Here is a 17,175-nt window from a genome sequence, read left to right on the forward strand (position 1 = left end):
GACCGGCACCAACCTGTCGTACAACGGCAGCCTGGCCACCGGCGCGTCCGTCTCCGTCGGCTTCAACGGCACCTGGACCGGCACCAACCCGAACCCGACCTCGTTCAGCGTCAACGGCGTGACCTGCGGCGGCACCGGCACCCCGCCCACCGTGTCGCTGACCTCGCCGACCGCCGGCCAGCAGTTCACCGCCCCGGCCACCGTGCCGATCACGGCCAACGCCGCCGACTCCGACGGCACCGTCGCGAAGGTCGACTTCTACCAGGGCTCCACGCTGCTCGGCACCGACACCTCCACGCCGTACAGCTACAACTGGACGAACGTCGCGGCCGGCAGCTACTCGATCACCGCCAGGGCCACCGACAACGCCGGCCTGGTGACCACCTCGGCCCCGGTCGGGATCACGGTCTCGCAGAACACGGGCCCCGCGCTCGTGGTGAGCCCCACCGCGATCTCCGTGCCGGAGGCGGGCAGCGCCAACTTCGGCGTACGGCTCTCGCAGGCGCCCTCGTCGAACGTGACCGTCTCGGTGGCCCGCGTCAGCGGTGACACGGACCTGACCGTCGCCACCCCGACCAGCCGGACCTTCACCTCCGCGAACTGGAACACCGCGCAGAACTTCACGATCAACGCGGCCAACGACACCGACACGACCGCGGGCTCGGCCGTCTTCCGGGTGAGCGCCACCGGCTACACCGCCGTGGACGTGACCGCCACCGAGGCGGACGACGACGTCGGCGGCGGCAACGTGTACGTCCAGCGCTTCGTCGAGCTCTACAACGAGCTGCACAACCCGGCCAACGGCTACTTCTCGCCCGAGGGCGTGCCGTACCACTCGATCGAGACGTTCATGGTCGAGGCGCCGGACCACGGCCACGAGACCACGTCCGAGGCCTACAGCTACTACCTGTGGCTGGAGGCGGCGTACGGGCGGGTGACCGGCGACTGGTCGAAGTTCAACAACGCGTGGGCCTCGATGGAGAAGTACATCATCCCGGCCACCGCCGACCAGCCGACGAACTCCTTCTACAACGCCTCGAAGCCGGCCACGTACGCGCCGGAGTCCAACACGATCAGCAACTACCCGTCGCAGCTCGACTCCGGCGTCAGCGTCGGCACCGACCCGATCGCGAGCGAACTGCAGACCGCGTACGGCACCCGCGACATCTACGGCATGCACTGGCTGCTGGACGTCGACAACACCTACGGCTTCGGCCGCTGTGGCGACGGCACCACCAGGCCCGCCTACATCAACACCTACCAGCGCGGCCCGGAGGAGTCGGTCTTCGAGACGATCCCGCAGCCGTCCTGCGACACCTTCGCCTTCGGCGGCACCAACGGCTACCTGGACCTGTTCACCAAGGACGCCTCGTACGCCAAGCAGTGGAAGTACACCAACGCCCCCGACGCCGACGCCCGCGCCGTCCAGGCCGCCTACTGGGCGCTGACCTGGGCCAAGGAGCAGAACAAGGCCGGCGACATCTCCGCCACCGTGACCAAGGCCGCGAAGATGGGCGACTACCTGCGCTACTCGATGTACGACAAGTACTTCAAGCAGCCCGGCTGCACCAGCCCCTCGTGCCCGGCCGGCACCGGCAAGAACGCCTCCAACTATCTGCTGAGCTGGTACTACGCCTGGGGCGGCGCGACCGACTCCAGCGCCGGCTGGGCCTGGCGCATCGGCTCCAGCCACAACCACTCCGGCTACCAGAACCCGCTCGCGGCCTGGGCGCTGGCCAACGTCACCGAGCTGAAGCCCAAGAGCTCGACCGGCGTGGCCGACTGGAGCACCAGCCTGACCCGGCAGCTCCAGTTCTACACCTGGCTGCAGTCGGCCGAGGGCGCGATCGCCGGCGGCGCGACCAACAGTTGGGAGGGCCACTACGCCACCCCGCCGTCCAACCTGCCGAAGTTCCACGGCATGGCCTACGACTGGCAGCCGGTCTACCACGACCCGCCGTCGAACCAGTGGTTCGGCTTCCAGGCGTGGACGATGGAGCGGGTGGCGGAGCTGTACTACGCCACCGGCAACACCGACGCCAAGGCGCTGCTGGACAAGTGGGTCTCGTGGGCGCTGGACAACACCACGGTCAACTCCGACGGCAGCTACGAGATCCCGTCCACCCTCCAGTGGTCGGGCCAGCCCGTGGGCAGCTTCAGCGCCACCACCGGCATGCCGCCGGCCAACCCGGGCCTGCACGTGACCGTCCTGGACCACACGCAGGACGTGGGCGTCGCCGGCGCGTACGCCAAGGCGCTGATGTACTACGCGGCCAAGGCGAACCACGCCGAGGCCCGTGACACCGCCAAGGCGCTGCTCGACGGCGTCTGGACGAACCGCGACGCGGCCGGCGTGTCGGTGCCCGAGACCAAGACCGACTACCGCCGCGTGGACGACCCCGTGTACGTGCCGCCGGGCTGGAGCGGCGAGATGCCCAACGGCGACCCGATCAACTCGAACTCCACGTTCCTGTCGATCAGGTCCTTCTACGAGGACGACCCGGACTGGCCGAGGGTCGAGGCGTTCCTGAACGGCTCCGGCCCCGCGCCGGTCTTCAACTACCACCGGTTCTGGGCGCAGGTGGACGTCGCCGTCGCCCTGGCCGAGTACGGGCGGCTCTTCCCGTGATCTCCGTGCGAAAGGCAGCGATGATCGCTGCGGCGTCGCTGGTCCTGCCCCTCTCCGTGGGGGTGGGGCCGGCGGCCCACGCCGCACCCGCCTTCGCCTACGGCGAGGCGTTGCAGAAGTCGCTCTGGTTCTACGAGGCCCAGCAGTCGGGCGCGCTGCCCGCCTGGAACCGCGTCTCCTGGCGCGGGCCCTCGGGCCTGAACGACGGCAAGGACGCCGGCCTGGACCTCACGGGCGGCTGGTACGACGCGGGCGACCACGTCAAGTTCGGCTTCCCGATGGCGTTCTCCGCCACCATGCTGGCCTGGGGCGCGGTCGAGTACCGGGACGCGTACGCGGGCTCGGGGCAGCTCACCCACCTGCTCGACAACCTCAAGTTCGTCAACGACTACTTCATCAAGGCCCACCCGTCGCCGAACGTACTCTACGGGCAGGTCGGCAACGGCGGCACGGACCACGCCTGGTGGGGCCCGGCCGAGGCGATGGCGATGAACCGGCCGGCGTACAAGATCGACGCCTCGTGCGGCGGGTCGGACCTGGCGGGCGAGACGGCGGCGGCGATGGCGGCCTCCTCGATCGTCTTCCGCCCGACGAACCCCTCCTACGCCGACACGCTGGTGACGCACGCCAAGCAGCTCTACTCCTTCGCCGACACCGTCAGGAAGAAGTACAGCGAGTGCATCACCGACGCGTCCGGCTACTACAACTCGTGGAGCGGCTACAACGACGAGCTGGTCTGGGGCGCGATCTGGCTCTACCGGGCCACGAACGACGCCTCCTACCTGGCCAGGGCCGAGAGCGGCTACGCCGACCTGGGCACCGAGCCGCAGACCAGCACGAAGTCGTACAAGTGGACGATCGCCTGGGACGACAAGTCGTACGGCGCGTACGTGCTGCTGCACAAGCTGACCGGCAAACAGCAGTACCTGGACGACGCCAACCGCTGGCTCGACTGGTGGACGGTCGGCGTGAACGGCGCGAAGGTCGCGTACTCGCCGGGCGGCCAGGCGGTGCTGGACCGGTGGGGCTCGCTGCGGTACGCGGCCAACACCGCGTTCGCCGCGCTCGTGCACAGCGACACGATCACCGACGCCACGCGTAAGAGCCGCTACCACGACTTCGCGGTCCGGCAGATCAACTACGCGCTCGGCGACAACCCGCGCAGTTCCTCGTACCTGATCGGCTTCGGGGCCAACCCGCCGAAGAACCCGCACCACCGCACGGCGCACGGCTCGTGGACCGACCAGATCACCAACCCCGAGCTGACCCGGCACACCCTGTACGGCGCGCTCGTCGGCGGCCCGCCCGACCCGAACGACGCCTACACCGACAAGCGCGACGACTACGTCATGAACGAGGTCGCCACCGACTACAACGCCGGCTTCACCAGCGCGCTGGCCCGCCTCTACAAGGAGTACGGCGGCGCTCCCGCCGCGAACTTCCCGGCCCGCGAGACCCCGGACGGCCCCGAGATCTTCGTCGAGGCGGGCGTGAACGCCTCCGGCAGCACCTTCACCGAGATCAAGGCCATCGTGCGCAACCAGTCGGCCTGGCCCGCCAGGGTGCTGTCCGACGGCTCGTTCCGCTACTACTTCACCCTCGACGGCTCGACGACCGCCTCGCAGATCAGCGTGTCGTCGGCCTACACGCAGTGCGCCGCGCCGACGCTGCACCAGGCGAGCGGCAGCACGTACTACGTGGCCATCGACTGCTCGGGCCAGGCCATCGCGCCCGCCGGGCAGTCGCAGCACCGCAGGGAGGTGCAGTTCAGGATCACCAGCTCGGGGACCTGGGACCCGGCGAACGACTGGTCCTACCAGAACATCCCGACCACGCCCGGCACGACGCCGGCGCGTACGGACCACATCACCCTCCACAGCGGCGCCACCAAGATCTGGGGTGAGCCCCCGGGTCCCGTGGAAGCGGACACGACAGCGCCCAGCAAGCCGGGCAAGCCCGCGGTCTCGGCCGTCACGGGCTCCTCGGCCAGGCTGAGCTGGACCGCTTCCACCGACAACGTCGGCGTGACCGGTTATGACGTCTACCTGGGGTCCACCAAGGCAGGCACGGCCACGACGTCGTCGTTCGACCTGAGCGGGCTCACCCCGTCCACCGCCTACACCGCCCACGTGGTGGCGAGAGACGCGGCGGGCAACACCTCGGCGCAGTCCGACAGCACGGCGTTCACCACCTCGGGCACCGCGGACGGGACGCCGCCCAGCAAACCCGGCAAACCCTCGGTGTCCGGGATCACCGCCTCGGGCGCGCGGGTGAGCTGGGCGGCGTCCACGGACAACGTCGGCGTGAGCGGTTATGACGTCTACCTGGGCGCTGCCAAGGCGGGCACGGCCACGACGACGTCGTTCGACCTGACCGGACTCACGCCCGGCACCGCCTACACGGTGACGGTGGTGGCCAGGGACGCGGCGGGCAACAGCTCGACCGCGTCGGACGGCACCGCCTTCACCACCACCGCGGCCCCGGCCGGCGGCTGCGAGGCCACCTTCAAGCTGGTCAACTCGTGGAGCGACGGCTACCAGGCGGAGGTGACGGTGCGGAACGCCGGCACGTCCGCGTCCAGCGCCTGGACGGTCACCTGGAGCTCCGCCGGCTCGATCACCCAGCTCTGGGGCGGCAAGCACACCGTGTCCGGCGGGACGGTCACGGTCAAGAACGAGGCGTGGAACGGCGCGCTCGCGCCGAACGCGACCACCACCTTCGGCTTCATCGCCGGCGGCACCTCCACCACCCCCGACCCGATCACCTGCACCCTCACCTGACCCGAGACTCCGCCCCCGCCGCAACAGCGGCGGGGGCGGCTCCATCGAGGAAAGGCGCCGCATGAGAACACCTCGCGCCACGCCGGCTCCGCCCCGGGTCGGCCGGACGGCGGTGTCGCGAGCTGAACTCCACGACCTGCGGGCGCGTATGAGGAGGTGAGGCACAACCCATCCAACCCTGCCCCACACCATCCCGCCCGGATGGGACGGACGCGGCCGAAACCTCTGCTCGGCCGCGTCCGTTTGCCACGCACCCGCCCCGCCGCAAGGGGCTCACGCTCACCGCACCGCAGGCGACCCCGCGCTTGGGGACCTGCGTTTGGGGGCCTGCGTTTGGGGACCTGTGTTTGGGGACCTGCGCACGCGCCCCGCCGCAGGGCACCAGCGCTTGGGCGACCCGCGCTCACTCGACCGTGTGGACCCGCGCCCGCTCCGCTCCAGGGTGCCGCCGCAGGGGACCCCGCTCACTGCGTCCCCGGGGATCCGCGCTTCGTTGCGGGGGACCCGCGTTTGCTGCACCCCACGGGGCCCGCGCTCATCGCGTCGCGGGAACCCCGTTCACCCCGCCACGGGGAACCCGTGTTCGCTCGTGGCGGGAGGGGTGCTCACTTCGCGGTCGAGGAGGCCAGGGCGAACCGTTGCTGGGCCGCCTCGATCGCCGCGTCGTCCGAGAACTCCTCGAACGCGAGCTGGTGGTAGCGCTCCGGGATGAGCTGCCTGACCCGGTCCGGATACCCGGCGCCGGACTTGGGCACCCGCACCTCGGGCGGAATGTCGATCTTGACGGCGATCGGCCCCGAGGCCCGTACGGACGCCGCCCAGTCGGGGCTCTCCCCGGTGATCGCGCACATGTGGCGGGCGTAGACCCAGCGCACCTCGACCAGCGAGGTGGCGTCCGGCGGCTCGGTGCCGAAGGGCTCCACGGCGCACACGACGCGCGAGTCGAAGCTGTGCCCGTGGGCGTGGTGCTCGCCTGGCGATGCCTGCTCCAGGATCAGGGTCACCTGGGCGGCGAGCTCGTCGTCCAGCGTCGATGAGGGCTGCCTGGCGACGAGGAACGTCACCCCGGCCAGCGTCAGGCCGGCCAGGGTGACGATCGTCGCGATGAGCCCGCGACGGGTTTTGATCACGGGCTGGTGCAGGTCAGGGCCGGGGCGGTGGCCGGGATCGAGCCGGTCGCGTTGAAGCCGAACGTGGTGGACGCGTTCGCCGCGAGCTGCCCGTTGTAGGTGGCGTTCTTGACCGACACGTTGGGCGGCTGCCCGGACAGCACGCCGTTCCACGGTGAGCCGTCGAAGGCCTGCCCGCCGGTGTAGGTCCAGTTGACCGTCCAGCCGTTGATCGCGCTCGTGCCGGTGTTCTTCACGGTCACCTCGCCGGTGAAGTGGCCGGCCCAGCCGTTGTCGGTGGCCTTCCACGTGGCCGTGCAGGCGCCGTTGGGCGGGACGGTCGGCGTGACCGTCGGGGTCGGGCCGGGGGTGCTGCCGCCGGGGCCCACTCCGGTCACTTCGCCGTTGCCGCCGTCGAAGGCGACGTCGGAGCAACTGTAGAAGTTCTCGCTGCTGTCCGAGCGGATCCAGTGGGTGAAGATGATGTGCCGGCCGCTCTTGCCGGACGGGAGCTGGGCGTTCCAGTAGTAGTAGTTGAGCCCGCCGGCGCCGCCGGACTTGGCCGGGTCGGTGACGCTGCCGAACAGCTCCAGGTCGGACCACTTCAGCGGCCCGTCGGGGTTCCAGCCGTTCTTGGTGACGTAGTAGTTGAACTTGCCGGGGTGCTCGGCCCAGTTGCTGTGGCGCATCTGGATGTTGGCCCCGGAGGTCAGGTGGGTCTGCGGCCAGTCGGAGCGGACCGCGTTGTAGGCGCTGAAGTCGTAGGGCCCGCCGGTGCCGCCGCTGCAGAGCTGCCCGTCGGGGATGAATCCGGTGGTACGGCCCGCGCCGTCGGAGCGCAGCACCGCGAACCAGTTGTACAGGGGGGTCGCGCCGCTCTGGTTGACCGCGGCGGCGCAGGCGGGGTTGTAGGGGATGATCTGCCCGTTGTCCCGCAGGCCGTCCTGCCAGCACAGGAAGGTGCGGCTGCCGGGGAACATCGACACGCCGTGGGCCTGCGCCTGGGTGGGCGCCATCAGGACTGAGGTGATGAGGACCAGGACGGCGGTGACCGCCGCCGACTTGAACAACTTCATGGGGATTCCCTTGCGCTGACGACAGAGGAAACGTGCCCACGTCCTGCCCGCCCGGCCAGCGCATTGAATCACGTTCGGCGCGGATCCGACAACGACCGGTGAAACTTTCAGCCGATCTTGGTCATGGTTTCCGCTGGTGGCCCGGCCCGCTCGGCGCCGGTGGCGGGCGGCGTCCCTTGCCGTGTTCGCGGGCCGCAAGGAGGCTGAGAGCTGGGAGCGCTCCCAGCACACTCCCTTGTCAGAGAGGCGGGAGCAACACGTCATGAGGCACGCGCACATCCACCGCGTCCTGGGACACCTGATCATCGGGGCGGCACTCGTCATGGGCCTGTTCGCCGCACCGGCGCAGGCCGCGCCGGTGCTCTGCGAGAAGTACGGCTCCGCGAGCATCCAGAGCAACCGCTACATCGTGCAGAACAACGTCTGGGGCGCGAGCACCGCCCAGTGCGTGGACGTCAACCAGAGCGGCGGCTTCACCGTCACCCAGGCCGGCCACAACAACTCCACCAGCGGCGCTCCCGCCGGCTACCCGTCGATCTACGCCGGCTGCCACTACGCCAGTTGCACCACCGGCAGCAACCTGCCCATGCAGACGAGCGCCTCCGGCTTCGCCGCGCTGCGCAGCAGCGTCAGCATGACCTACCCGGGTTCGGGCGCGTACAACGCCTCCTATGACCTGTGGTTCGACCCCACGCCCCGCACCGACGGCCAGAACACCGGCGCCGAACTGATGATCTGGCTCAACCACCAGGGCCCGGTCCAGCCGATCGGCTCCCAGGTCGGCACCGCCAACCTGGCCGGCGGCACGTGGCAGGTCTGGTTCGGCAACGTCGGCTGGAACGTGATCTCGTACGTGCGCACCTCGCCCGTCACCTCGCTCGACTTCACCGTGGACACCTTCTACTCCGACGTGGTCGCCAGGGGCTACGGCCAGCGGTCGTGGTACCTGACCAGCGTGCAGGCCGGTTTCGAGCCCTGGATCGGCGGCGCGGGCCTCGCGGTGAACTCCTTCTCGTTCGGCACGGGCGGTGGCTCGGGCGACGCCAGCCCGCCCACCACGCCCGGCAGCCCCGGCGCGACCGGCACCACCGCGACCGGCACCACGCTGACCTGGGGCGCCGCCACCGACAGCGGCGGCAGCGGCCTGGCCGGCTACGACATCATGCGCGCGACCGGCGACACCTTCACCCGGGCCGGCACCAGCACCACCACGTCCTACACCGACACGGGCCTGACCCCCGCCACCACCTACCGCTACCGGATCAGGGCCAGGGACGGCGCGGGCAACCTCTCGCCCGACTCCGCGACCGTCACGGTCACCACCCTGCCCGGCAGCGGCAGCGGTGGCTGCGCGGTCACGGCCACCACCCAGAACGCCTGGCCCGACGGGTACGTCATCCAGCCGGTCACCGTCGCCAACCGCGGCTCCTCGGCCATGACCGGCTGGACGGTCACCTTCCCGCTGCCGTCCGGGCACACGGTCACCGGCATCTGGAACGCGTCCTACACCGTCGGCGGCGGCACGGTCACGGTCAGGAACCTGCCGCACAACGGCGCGCTCGCGCCGGGCGGCAGCACGTCCTTCGGCTACCAGGCGACGCGGCCGGCGGGGAACACGCAGGTGCCCGGCGGGTACGCCTGCTCATGAGGACGCGCGCGGGCAGGCTTTGCGAGGGGCCCGGCCCGCGCGGCGGAGGGGTACGGCCGGTGCTGCCGTACCCCTCGTCAATCGTGGCGCAGCGCGGTGTCGAGGTCGTCGAGGCGGGCTTCCAGTTCGCTCAGGCAGGCGGGGGTGAGCCGGCCCTCGCGCAGGCGGTCGGAGAGTTTCTGACGCAGGTTCCTGGTCGCCGAGGACGTCTCCGACGGGCCGTGCCGTGGTGCCAGCGCGTTCTGCAGCACCTGGGTGAGGTCGAGGACGACGTCGTCGTCCGTCGCGCCGCACGGGGTGCGCGCCCGCAGCACGGTCGTGAACCCGTCGGCGGCCTGCTCCACGGTGAGCACCGCGGACGGTGAGCTCTCGATCAGCTTCGCCGTGGGAGTGGGCGACGGCTGGGCCAGTTTCGGCATCGGCTCGGGCGGTGACGTCTGCTGGAACCACAGCAGCGCCGACAGCGCGATGGCCGCCGAGCCCGCCACCGTGAGCCCGCGCCGCACCTGGCGGCCCAGCGTCGCGGTGCCGAGCACGGAGGTGAGCCCGGAGACGATCTGCGCCGCGCTCGGACGGCCGCCCGGCTCGTGCGCCAGGCACCGCTGGCAGAGCGAGGCGAGCGAGTACGGCACACCGGGCACGCGCGGCGGCGGCTCGGTCCGGTGCGCGACCTCGATCTCCTCCCACGTCGTCCCCGGGTAGGGGGTGCGCCCGGTGAGCATGGTGTGCAGCAGCACGCCGAGGGCGTAGACGTCCACGGCCGGGTGGGTGGGCACGCCGAGCAGCCGCTCGGGGGCGACGTAGGGAGGGGTACCGCGGTCGTCGTCGGGGTCCCCGGCCCAGGCCGCGATGCCGAAGTCGAGCAGTTTGGGGCCGTCGTCGGTGAGCAGCACGTTCTCCGCCGTGACGTCCCGGTGCACCAGGCCGCGGGCGTGCCCGGCCATCAGCACCCGCGCCAGCCGCAGCGCGATGGCCGCGGCCTCCGGCCACGGCAGCGGCCCCTTCTCGACGCGCTCGGCCAGTGGAGTGCCGTCGAGCAGCGGCATCACGACGTACGCCGCGACGCCGCCGCTCGTGGTGACGGTCTCTCCGTAGTCGTAGATCTCGATGGAGTCGGGATGGATGAACCGGGCCGCGGCCCGGGCCTCGCTGCGCACGCTGACCCGTTCCCCGGTGTCGGTGTGCAGCGAGGCCGTGAGCACCTTGACCGCGATCATCCGGTGCAGGGACTGGTCGAAGGCACGCCAGATGACCGACATGCCCCCGCGGGCCAGCGGGTCCAGCAACAGATACCTGCGGGCCAGTACGTCCCCAGGCTCAAGCCGACTCACGGATGACCAGTTCCGTCGGGAGTACGGGATCGACTCCCGCCGCTCCCGTCAGGAGCAGCCGGGTGGCGACCGTGGCGAGTTCCTCGACGGGCTGGCGGATGGTGGTCAGGGCCGGGACGGTGTGCCTGGCGACCGGGGCGTCGTCGAACCCGATCACCGCGACGTCCGCCGGCACCTTGCGTCCCGCTCTGCGCAGGGCCTGGATCGCGCCCGCCGCCATCAGGTCGGAGGCGACGAAGACGGCGTCCAGGCCCGGTGCATGGCGTAACAACCACTGCATGGCGTGGGTGCCCGACGCGGCGGTGAAGTCCCCGTAGGCCACGGGGACGTCGGGCGCGCCGGCCGCCTGGAGGGTGCGGACCAGGCCCTCCAGGCGGTCACGGGCGCCGGGCAGGGACGGCGGGCCGCCGATGGCGGCCACGTTGCGGCGGCCGGTGAGCAGGAAGTGCTCGGCCGCCTGACGGCCGCCGTCGAAATTGTCGACGTCGGCGAACGGGAGTTTGAGGTCGTGGGGCGGGCGTCCGATGTTGCGGACGGGAACGCCCGAGGTGGATAACTTGATCGCCAGCGGATGGCGCTCTCGGGCGCCGACGATCAGCACCGCGCCGGACAAGGCGGGCAGCGTGGAGGAGGTGGGGGTGACGGTGGTCACCATGAGGTGGGTGCCGTGTTCGGCGATCACGGCGCCGGCCGCGGACAGGAGCCTGGCGTAGTAAGGCTCGGAGAAGAGCCGGGGGAGGTGGTCACAGATCACGGCTGTGACGCCGTCGGCCATGGTTTTGGCGGCCGTTCCCCGGGGTGCGCGTTGTCGGACGTATCCCATTCGGGACACGGCGTCGTAGACTTGGCGGCGGGTCGAGGTACTGACCCGCACCGAGCCTGTGAGGACTCGAGATGCGGTCGCGGGGGAAACCCCTGCAGCGGCCGCCACCTGTGCCAGTGTGGGCTGCTCGGTCATGGAGCACCTCGCGGAAAGATCCTGGGAGCGCTCCCACGTTACCAATGTTTCGCCGCTGTTAATAGGGCCTTTGCAAGGAGTGCGTCCCTCTGTGCGGACGCACTCCGAATTTGCTCAGCTAGGGGCCCTCGTCACCGGCAGAGGTTTCTGTGCCGGATGTGGATCACAGCATATTATCCGTGCCCGATTTGTCGTATCCGGAGATAAGGAAAACCTTCCTATCGGTGATCACCCGAAATCGGAGATGTCCGCGTCCTCGAGTTGGCCGTCGGAGTCGTCGTCGTTCTCGGGCTCCGACGAGCGCTCCACCGGCCGGCACCCGGAGCCGCAGCCGCCGAAGCGGGCGCTGTTGACGGGGGTGAACTCCGTGGCCGGAACACCCTTCAGGGCCGCGAGCATGGTGTCCTTCCAGATCGGCCCGGGGATCGAGGCGCCGAAGACCGAGGGGTAGGACCGTCCGCCGATGACGACGTTGTTGAGCTTGTAGTTCTGCGCGCCGCGCGGGTCGCCGATGCTGACCGCCCCCGCCAGGTCGGGCGTGAACCCGGCGAACCAGGCCGTGGCCTGCGCGTCGGTGGTGCCGGTCTTGCCGGCGGCGGCCCGGCCGATGCCGCCGACGCTGCGCATCGTGCCCTGGGTGAACACACCGGACAGGATGCTCGCCGCCGCGTCGGCGACCTCCGGGTCAAGGGCCTGCTTGCACTCGGGCTTGTAGTCCGTCGCCTTGCCGTCGCGGTCGGTGATCTTGGTGATCACCATCGGCTTGCAGTACTTGCCGCGCGCGCCGATCGCCGCGTAGGCGGTGGCCACGGTCACCGGGTCCATCTCGTTGGTGCCCAGCGTGAACGTCTCGTACTCGGTCAGCGGCAGGCCGTCGGAGCGCTTGATGCCCAGCGACTTCGCGGTCTTGATCGTGTTACACAGGCCGACGTGCTCCTCCAGCTTCATGAAGAAGGTGTTGACCGAGCCCCAGGTGCCGGTGGCTAGCGACTTGAAGCCGCCGCCGCCCTCGTCGTTGGTGACGGTGTGGGAGGGGTCGCCGATGTTCTCGCCCTTGCAGTTCTTGAACGTCGAGTAGTACGGCGCGCGGTAGCCGCTGCCGACGGTGAAACCGTCGTTGATCTTCATGCCCTCGCTGAGCGCCGTGATCAGGGTGAACGTCTTGAACGTCGAGCCCGCCTGGAAGCCGACGCCGCCGCCGTGCACGGCGTCCGCCACGACGTTGAACGACATCTCCTTCTTGCGCTTGTTGTTGCCGTACTTGCGGCTGGCGGCCATGGCCTTGATCGCGCCCGTGCCCGGCTCCACCAGCGCCTCGGAGGCGACCGGGTTGTCGGAGGCGAAGACGTGCTTCTTGATCGCGGCCTCGGCGGCCCGCTGCATCTTCGGGTCGAGCGTGGTCTGGATCGTCAGGCCGCCCCGGTTGAGGAACTGGTTCCTGGCCTTGGCCGACTTGCCGAACGCCTTGTTGCTCAGGACCTCGTTGCGGACGTACATGCAGAAGTACGGATACGTGCTGGCCTCGCAGCCGCCCGGCAGCGGGGTGCCCTTGTAGCCGAGCGGCTTCTTCTTGGCCTCGGCCGCCTCCGCGGTCGTGATCTTCTGCAGCTCGGCCATCCGGTCGAGCACCACGTTGCGCCGGTGCAGCAGCCGCTCGCGCTGCTTCTTGCCCAGGTTGGGGTCGGTCGCGTTGGGGTCCTGGACCGCGCCGGCCAGGGTGGCCGCCTGCACGAGGCTCAGCTCGGACGCCTTGACCCCGAAGAACCGCTTGGCCGCCGCCTCGACGCCGTTGGCGTGGGCGCCGAAATAGGCGATGTTGAGGTACTTCTCCAGGATCTCGTCCTTGCTGTACTTCTCCTCCACCGCCATCGCGTAGCGCAGCTCTCTGAGCTTGCGCGCGTAGCTGGCCTCAAGGGCGGCGTTGCGCTCCTCGTCGGAGGTGGCCGAGTTCAGCAGCACCTGCTTGACGTACTGCTGGGTGATGGACGAGCCGCCCTGGGCGATGCCGCCGGAGGTGAAGTTCTTGGCCAGGGCCCGGACGGTGCCCTCGATGTCGATCGCGCCGTGCTCGTAGAAGCGGAAGTCCTCGATGGAGATGATGGCCGTCTTCATGATCGGGGCCACCTCGTCGAGCGTGATCGTCTCGCGGTACTCCTCGTAGAACTGGGCGATCGGGTTGCCCCTGGCGTCGAGGATCGTCGTCTTCTCGGCCAGCGGGGGCTCCTTGAGCTCCTCGGGTTTGATGCCGAGGTCCTCCGATGCCGAGACGAACATCGCTCCGGTACCCCCGACCGCCGGCAGTGCGATGGCCGCGGCGACCACACCGGCCGCGGCCGCCGCCGCCGTCAGGCGTGCGACACTCGACAAACGGGAACCCATGCTGGTAAACCCTCCCCCTCCAGGCAATACGCTGCATCCTAAACCCGGGCATGGCGTGATCCATGTAAAAACTTGGACGTTCGGCCCGGCCAGATGGTTCGCAGTTTTCGCCGCGTGGAACGGGCTTTCACGCGCGACCTGATTTCCGCGCGGGGCGCGGCCCGCGGCCGGTTCGTCCCGGCGGGTGTGCGCGGCGGGTCGAGAATCCGTCAGGCCCCGGCAAAGAGCCGCGTGCCCGGCGCGGCACGGACGGTCCCGTCTGGCAACGTCTGCCAGGGCATTTATCGCCGGCCTTGGTGGAGGGCTTTATGCGTCGTCGTGTCGGCGGTGACCGCGGGCACGTGGATCGGCTGCTCGCCGCGGCCGGTTCCTGCTGGGGGGAGCGGCCCGGCGGTGACGGGTGCGTCGTCGCGGAGACGTACGACGAGGACCTGCGCGTCGTCGTGCGCACGCTGATGGTCGCGAAGGCGGTCTGCGGCCTGCTCTCGGCCCGGCTGGTCGTGCTGACCCGGCCCGAGTGGAGCACGCTGGCCGACGCGTTCGGCGCCGCGCGCGAGCTGCGGCCCGAGGTGCCGCCCGCCGCGCTGGTCACCAGCCGCGCCGACCGGGCCGTGCCCAGGGAGATCCCTGTCGTGCACGTGCACGGCACGGGGACGCTGAAGGCGTACGCGCTCTTTCCCGACCACGGGCCGTGCTCGATCCAGGAGGAGCTGCCCGCCCGGGTCGGGGCGTTCTTCGAGCGGCACGTCTGGCCGCACCGGGAGCTGATCAGGCGCAGCGCCGAGCGGGTGACCTGGCGGGCCACGGGCGACTACCAGTTCCGTACGGAGACCGAACGCCGCCAGCTCCGCCACCACGGCTGCGCCCGCCTCGGCCTCGACGCCGACCGGCCCACGATCGCGGTGCTCGGCCACGCGCCGGAGCGGGACGCCGAGCTGTTCGAGGTGACGCGGGAGTTCGCCGCCGCCGACGAGCACGCCAACTGGCTCTTCGTGGACCCGGTGCCCACCGGCGACCGGCCCCGCGTCCGGCACGTGGCGGAGACGCTGTCGCCCACCATGTTGTGGAGCATGGCCGACGTCGGCGTCACGTTCGCCGGCAGCGACCTGCCCGCCTTCGGCGTCCCCGTCATCCAGGCCGGCTGGTCGGAGGGCGGCGCCTGCGGGGCCACGCACGTGTCCGGCTCGCCGTACGAGCACCGGCGGCTGCTCGAGGAGGCCGTCGCCCGGCACGCCAAGGGCGAGACCATCCTCGGGCCCGAGCAGCGCGAGCGCGCCCGCCTGTGGTTGTGGCTGCGCCGCTGCGGGGGCGACGTGCCCAGCGAGTTGCTGCCCCGCTGGGAGCAGGAGGACGACTACGCGCGTGCGCTCGCCGTCAACCTGCGGCACGTGGAGCCCGGCGGAGATCCCCTCTACGGGGCGGTCGGGCGCATGTGGGAGCGGCGCGAACCGCTGCTCACCCGCTTCGACTTCCACGACCCGGCCGCGCTGACCCCGTTGGCGCGTGCCCGATGAGCAGCTTCCACCACCCGGACGGACCGATTCCTCCCAGGAGCAACCGATGACCAGCTCAGGACCAACCACCGACCTGGACCAGGTGATACTTCCCATCATTCCGCCCGTACACGTGACCAACGGCCGGATCCCCGCGCTTCAGGTCGCCGACCGGCTGCGCCGCGGCAGCCAGGTCGTGGGCAGGTTCGAGACGTCCGGGCTGGCCGGGTTCAAGGTCTCGGCGCAGGGACGGGCACTGCGGGTGTCGGTGTCCCTGTCGACGGACGAGCGCTCGGTGACCGGCTTGCCGGGCGGGCAGCCCGAGGCCGGCTCGCTGCCGCGGCTCGTGCAGGTCCGCTCACAGGGGCGGCTGCGCCAGTGCGTGCTGCTGCGCGGCAAGAAGGCGCACGCCAGGGTGGCCTTCGACCTGTCGCCCGAGGAGATCCCCGACGACGGCCTGATCTGCGTCGAGGTGCTGGACATCACCGAGGGCGACGGCGTCTGCGAGGAGGCGCGCGCGGCCGTGGCCGAGCGGATCACCCCTGACGGGGTGGCCGGGGTGCGGCTGGACAAGGTCGTCTTCGAGGAGCCGCCGCCGGTGGACTACGACCCCGACACGCTGGACGGGGCACGCTGCGAGCTGTACTCGCTGATCAGCGCGGGCGGGCTGGCGAACGTCCACCGGCAGGGCGCGCGGGTGCTGCGCTCCGGCCTGTTCGTGGTCAACCCGGTGCTGAAGGACCGCTTCGGGTCCAGCGGGCGCATCACGCTGCGGCTGGGCACCCGGGCGGAGCCGGTGAGCCTGATCCCCGCGACGTGGCGGCGGGTCAACAGTGAGCTGCGCTGGCTGCGGCACACCACCAGGAAGCTGCTGCACACGGCGGCGCCGTCCGTCGAGCGGGTGATCAGCGTCCGGGACGGCGACCTCGGGACGCCCGAGCAGCGCGTGCGCGGCAACGTGACCGAGCTGGAGCTGGACAGCCCGACCGGCTCGCCGCTGCTCGTGCTCCTCGGCCCCTGCCCGGACGCGCTGCCCACCCTGGAATCCGGCACCGCCCACTGACGACCCCGGGCTCCCGGCACCGCGAAGCGGCCCCGGCCGTGCACCGGTCCCGGGTCCACGCACCGGCCTCGGCCGCGAGCTGACCACGGATCCGCGCACCCGGGCGGCGGTCCGGGCGGCGTGGCCGGGCGAGACTAGGATGCGAGGTCATGGGCGAGGCCACCGGCGGGATCGACGCCATCGACAGGATCATCGAGCAGTGGCGTCGCGAGCGCCCCGATCTCGACCTGTCGGCCATGGGCGTCTTCGGCCGGCTCGCCCAGCTCACCCGGCTGATGATGCCCCAGGTCGACCGGGTCTTCACCAAGCGCGGCCTGCGGCAGGGCGAGTTTGACGTGCTGGCCGCGCTGCGCCGGGCCGGGCCGCCGTACACGCTGATCCCGTCGGAGCTGTCCGACGTGCTGATGATGTCGCGGGCCGGCATGACCAACCGGCTCGACCGGCTGGAGGCCGCCGGTCTCGTCGAGCGCAGCCTCGACCCGGCCGACCGGCGCAGCTTCCGCGTCAGGCTGACCGAGCAGGGCCTGCGGGTCATCGACGATACGCTCACCGAGCACGCCGCCAACCTCGCCCGCCTGGCCGCCCCGCTCACCCCCGAGGACGTCGAGACGCTCTCCCTGCTCATGCGCAAGCTGGCCGGCGGCCCCTTGGGCGACCGCGGGGACGCCGACGCCCCATGAGCCGGAAAAATGACGATCACCTGTGAAAA

General features: G+C 70.8%; 11 protein-coding genes. 6 read left to right on the forward strand and 5 right to left on the reverse strand.

Features of this window, described 5'->3' with window-relative positions:
• Window positions 1-2,629, forward strand: a 2,629-nt coding sequence (locus tag FAF44_RS22375) for a glycoside hydrolase family 48 protein (RefSeq protein WP_308193358.1), incomplete at its 5' end; no start/stop codon positions are given.
• 20 nt (window positions 2,630-2,649) lie between these two features.
• The gene (locus FAF44_RS22380) at window positions 2,650-5,409 is read left to right on the forward strand and encodes a glycoside hydrolase family 9 protein (protein WP_308193360.1); all 2,760 of its coding nucleotides are present in this window, start codon (window positions 2,650-2,652) and stop codon (window positions 5,407-5,409) included.
• 605 nt (window positions 5,410-6,014) lie between these two features.
• On the opposite strand, the gene FAF44_RS22390 is transcribed toward FAF44_RS22380, so the two are convergent.
• Entirely contained in the window at window positions 6,015-6,539 is a 525-nt protein-coding gene (locus FAF44_RS22390; protein ID WP_237105180.1) for a hypothetical protein, read from the reverse strand.
• Complete coding sequence (locus FAF44_RS22395) at window positions 6,536-7,594, reverse strand: lytic polysaccharide monooxygenase (protein ID WP_237105181.1); 1,059 nt, start codon at window positions 7,592-7,594, stop codon at window positions 6,536-6,538. The genes FAF44_RS22390 and FAF44_RS22395 overlap by 4 nt, the downstream gene beginning before the upstream one ends.
• Window positions 7,595-7,856: 262 nt before the next feature.
• Between FAF44_RS22395 and FAF44_RS22400 the strand changes: the two genes are divergently transcribed.
• On the forward strand, window positions 7,857-9,242 hold the full coding sequence (locus FAF44_RS22400) for a cellulose binding domain-containing protein (protein ID WP_237105182.1): 1,386 nt from the start codon (window positions 7,857-7,859) through the stop codon (window positions 9,240-9,242).
• 77 nt (window positions 9,243-9,319) lie between these two features.
• Here the strand turns inward: FAF44_RS22400 and FAF44_RS22405 are convergent, their stop codons facing one another.
• The 3 genes from FAF44_RS22405 to FAF44_RS22420 all read right to left on the reverse strand — a co-directional run bounded on the left by FAF44_RS22405 (window position 9,320) and on the right by FAF44_RS22420 (window position 13,910).
• Complete coding sequence (locus tag FAF44_RS22405; protein WP_237105183.1) at window positions 9,320-10,573, reverse strand: serine/threonine-protein kinase; 1,254 nt, start codon at window positions 10,571-10,573, stop codon at window positions 9,320-9,322.
• Window positions 10,560-11,531 (reverse strand): LacI family DNA-binding transcriptional regulator, encoded by a 972-nt coding sequence (locus FAF44_RS22410; protein WP_272894856.1) that lies wholly within the window; start codon window positions 11,529-11,531, stop codon window positions 10,560-10,562. Before FAF44_RS22410 ends, FAF44_RS22405 begins: the two co-directional genes overlap by 14 nt.
• A 228-nt stretch (window positions 11,532-11,759) precedes the next feature.
• A complete protein-coding gene (locus FAF44_RS22420) occupies window positions 11,760-13,910 on the reverse strand; it encodes a transglycosylase domain-containing protein (protein ID WP_237105184.1) in 2,151 nt (716 codons plus the stop codon).
• Window positions 13,911-14,218: 308 nt separating this feature from the next.
• Between FAF44_RS22420 and FAF44_RS22425 the strand changes: the two genes are divergently transcribed.
• The 3 genes from FAF44_RS22425 to FAF44_RS22435 all read left to right on the forward strand — a co-directional run bounded on the left by FAF44_RS22425 (window position 14,219) and on the right by FAF44_RS22435 (window position 17,146).
• A complete protein-coding gene (locus FAF44_RS22425; protein WP_237105185.1) occupies window positions 14,219-15,424 on the forward strand; it encodes a hypothetical protein in 1,206 nt (401 codons plus the stop codon).
• Between the two features lie 46 nt (window positions 15,425-15,470).
• Complete coding sequence (locus FAF44_RS22430; protein ID WP_237105186.1) at window positions 15,471-16,466, forward strand: hypothetical protein; 996 nt, start codon at window positions 15,471-15,473, stop codon at window positions 16,464-16,466.
• Between the two features lie 149 nt (window positions 16,467-16,615).
• The gene (locus FAF44_RS22435) at window positions 16,616-17,146 is read left to right on the forward strand and encodes a MarR family winged helix-turn-helix transcriptional regulator (protein ID WP_237105187.1); all 531 of its coding nucleotides are present in this window, start codon (window positions 16,616-16,618) and stop codon (window positions 17,144-17,146) included.
• Window positions 17,147-17,175 lie beyond the last annotated feature (29 nt).

It is taken from the genome of Nonomuraea sp. MG754425 (assembly GCF_021699195.1).
Taxonomy (GTDB): domain Bacteria; phylum Actinomycetota; class Actinomycetes; order Streptosporangiales; family Streptosporangiaceae; genus Nonomuraea.

What these genes read in the sequence shown, in the direction of transcription:
- FAF44_RS22430 (WP_237105186.1), top strand. Translation starts at nt 15,471, where the DNA reads ATGACCAGCTCAGGACCAACCACCGACCTGGACCAGGTGATACTTCCC.
- FAF44_RS22400 (WP_237105182.1), top strand. Translation starts at nt 7,857, where the DNA reads ATGAGGCACGCGCACATCCACCGCGTCCTGGGACACCTGATCATCGGG.
- FAF44_RS22410 (WP_272894856.1), bottom strand. Translation starts at nt 11,531, where the DNA reads ATGACCGAGCAGCCCACACTGGCACAGGTGGCGGCCGCTGCAGGGGTT.
- FAF44_RS22435 (WP_237105187.1), top strand. Translation starts at nt 16,616, where the DNA reads ATGGGCGAGGCCACCGGCGGGATCGACGCCATCGACAGGATCATCGAG.
- FAF44_RS22395 (WP_237105181.1), bottom strand. Translation starts at nt 7,594, where the DNA reads ATGAAGTTGTTCAAGTCGGCGGCGGTCACCGCCGTCCTGGTCCTCATC.
- FAF44_RS22425 (WP_237105185.1), top strand. Translation starts at nt 14,219, where the DNA reads ATGCGTCGTCGTGTCGGCGGTGACCGCGGGCACGTGGATCGGCTGCTC.
- FAF44_RS22420 (WP_237105184.1), bottom strand. Translation starts at nt 13,910, where the DNA reads ATGGGTTCCCGTTTGTCGAGTGTCGCACGCCTGACGGCGGCGGCGGCC.
- FAF44_RS22380 (WP_308193360.1), top strand. Translation starts at nt 2,650, where the DNA reads ATGATCGCTGCGGCGTCGCTGGTCCTGCCCCTCTCCGTGGGGGTGGGG.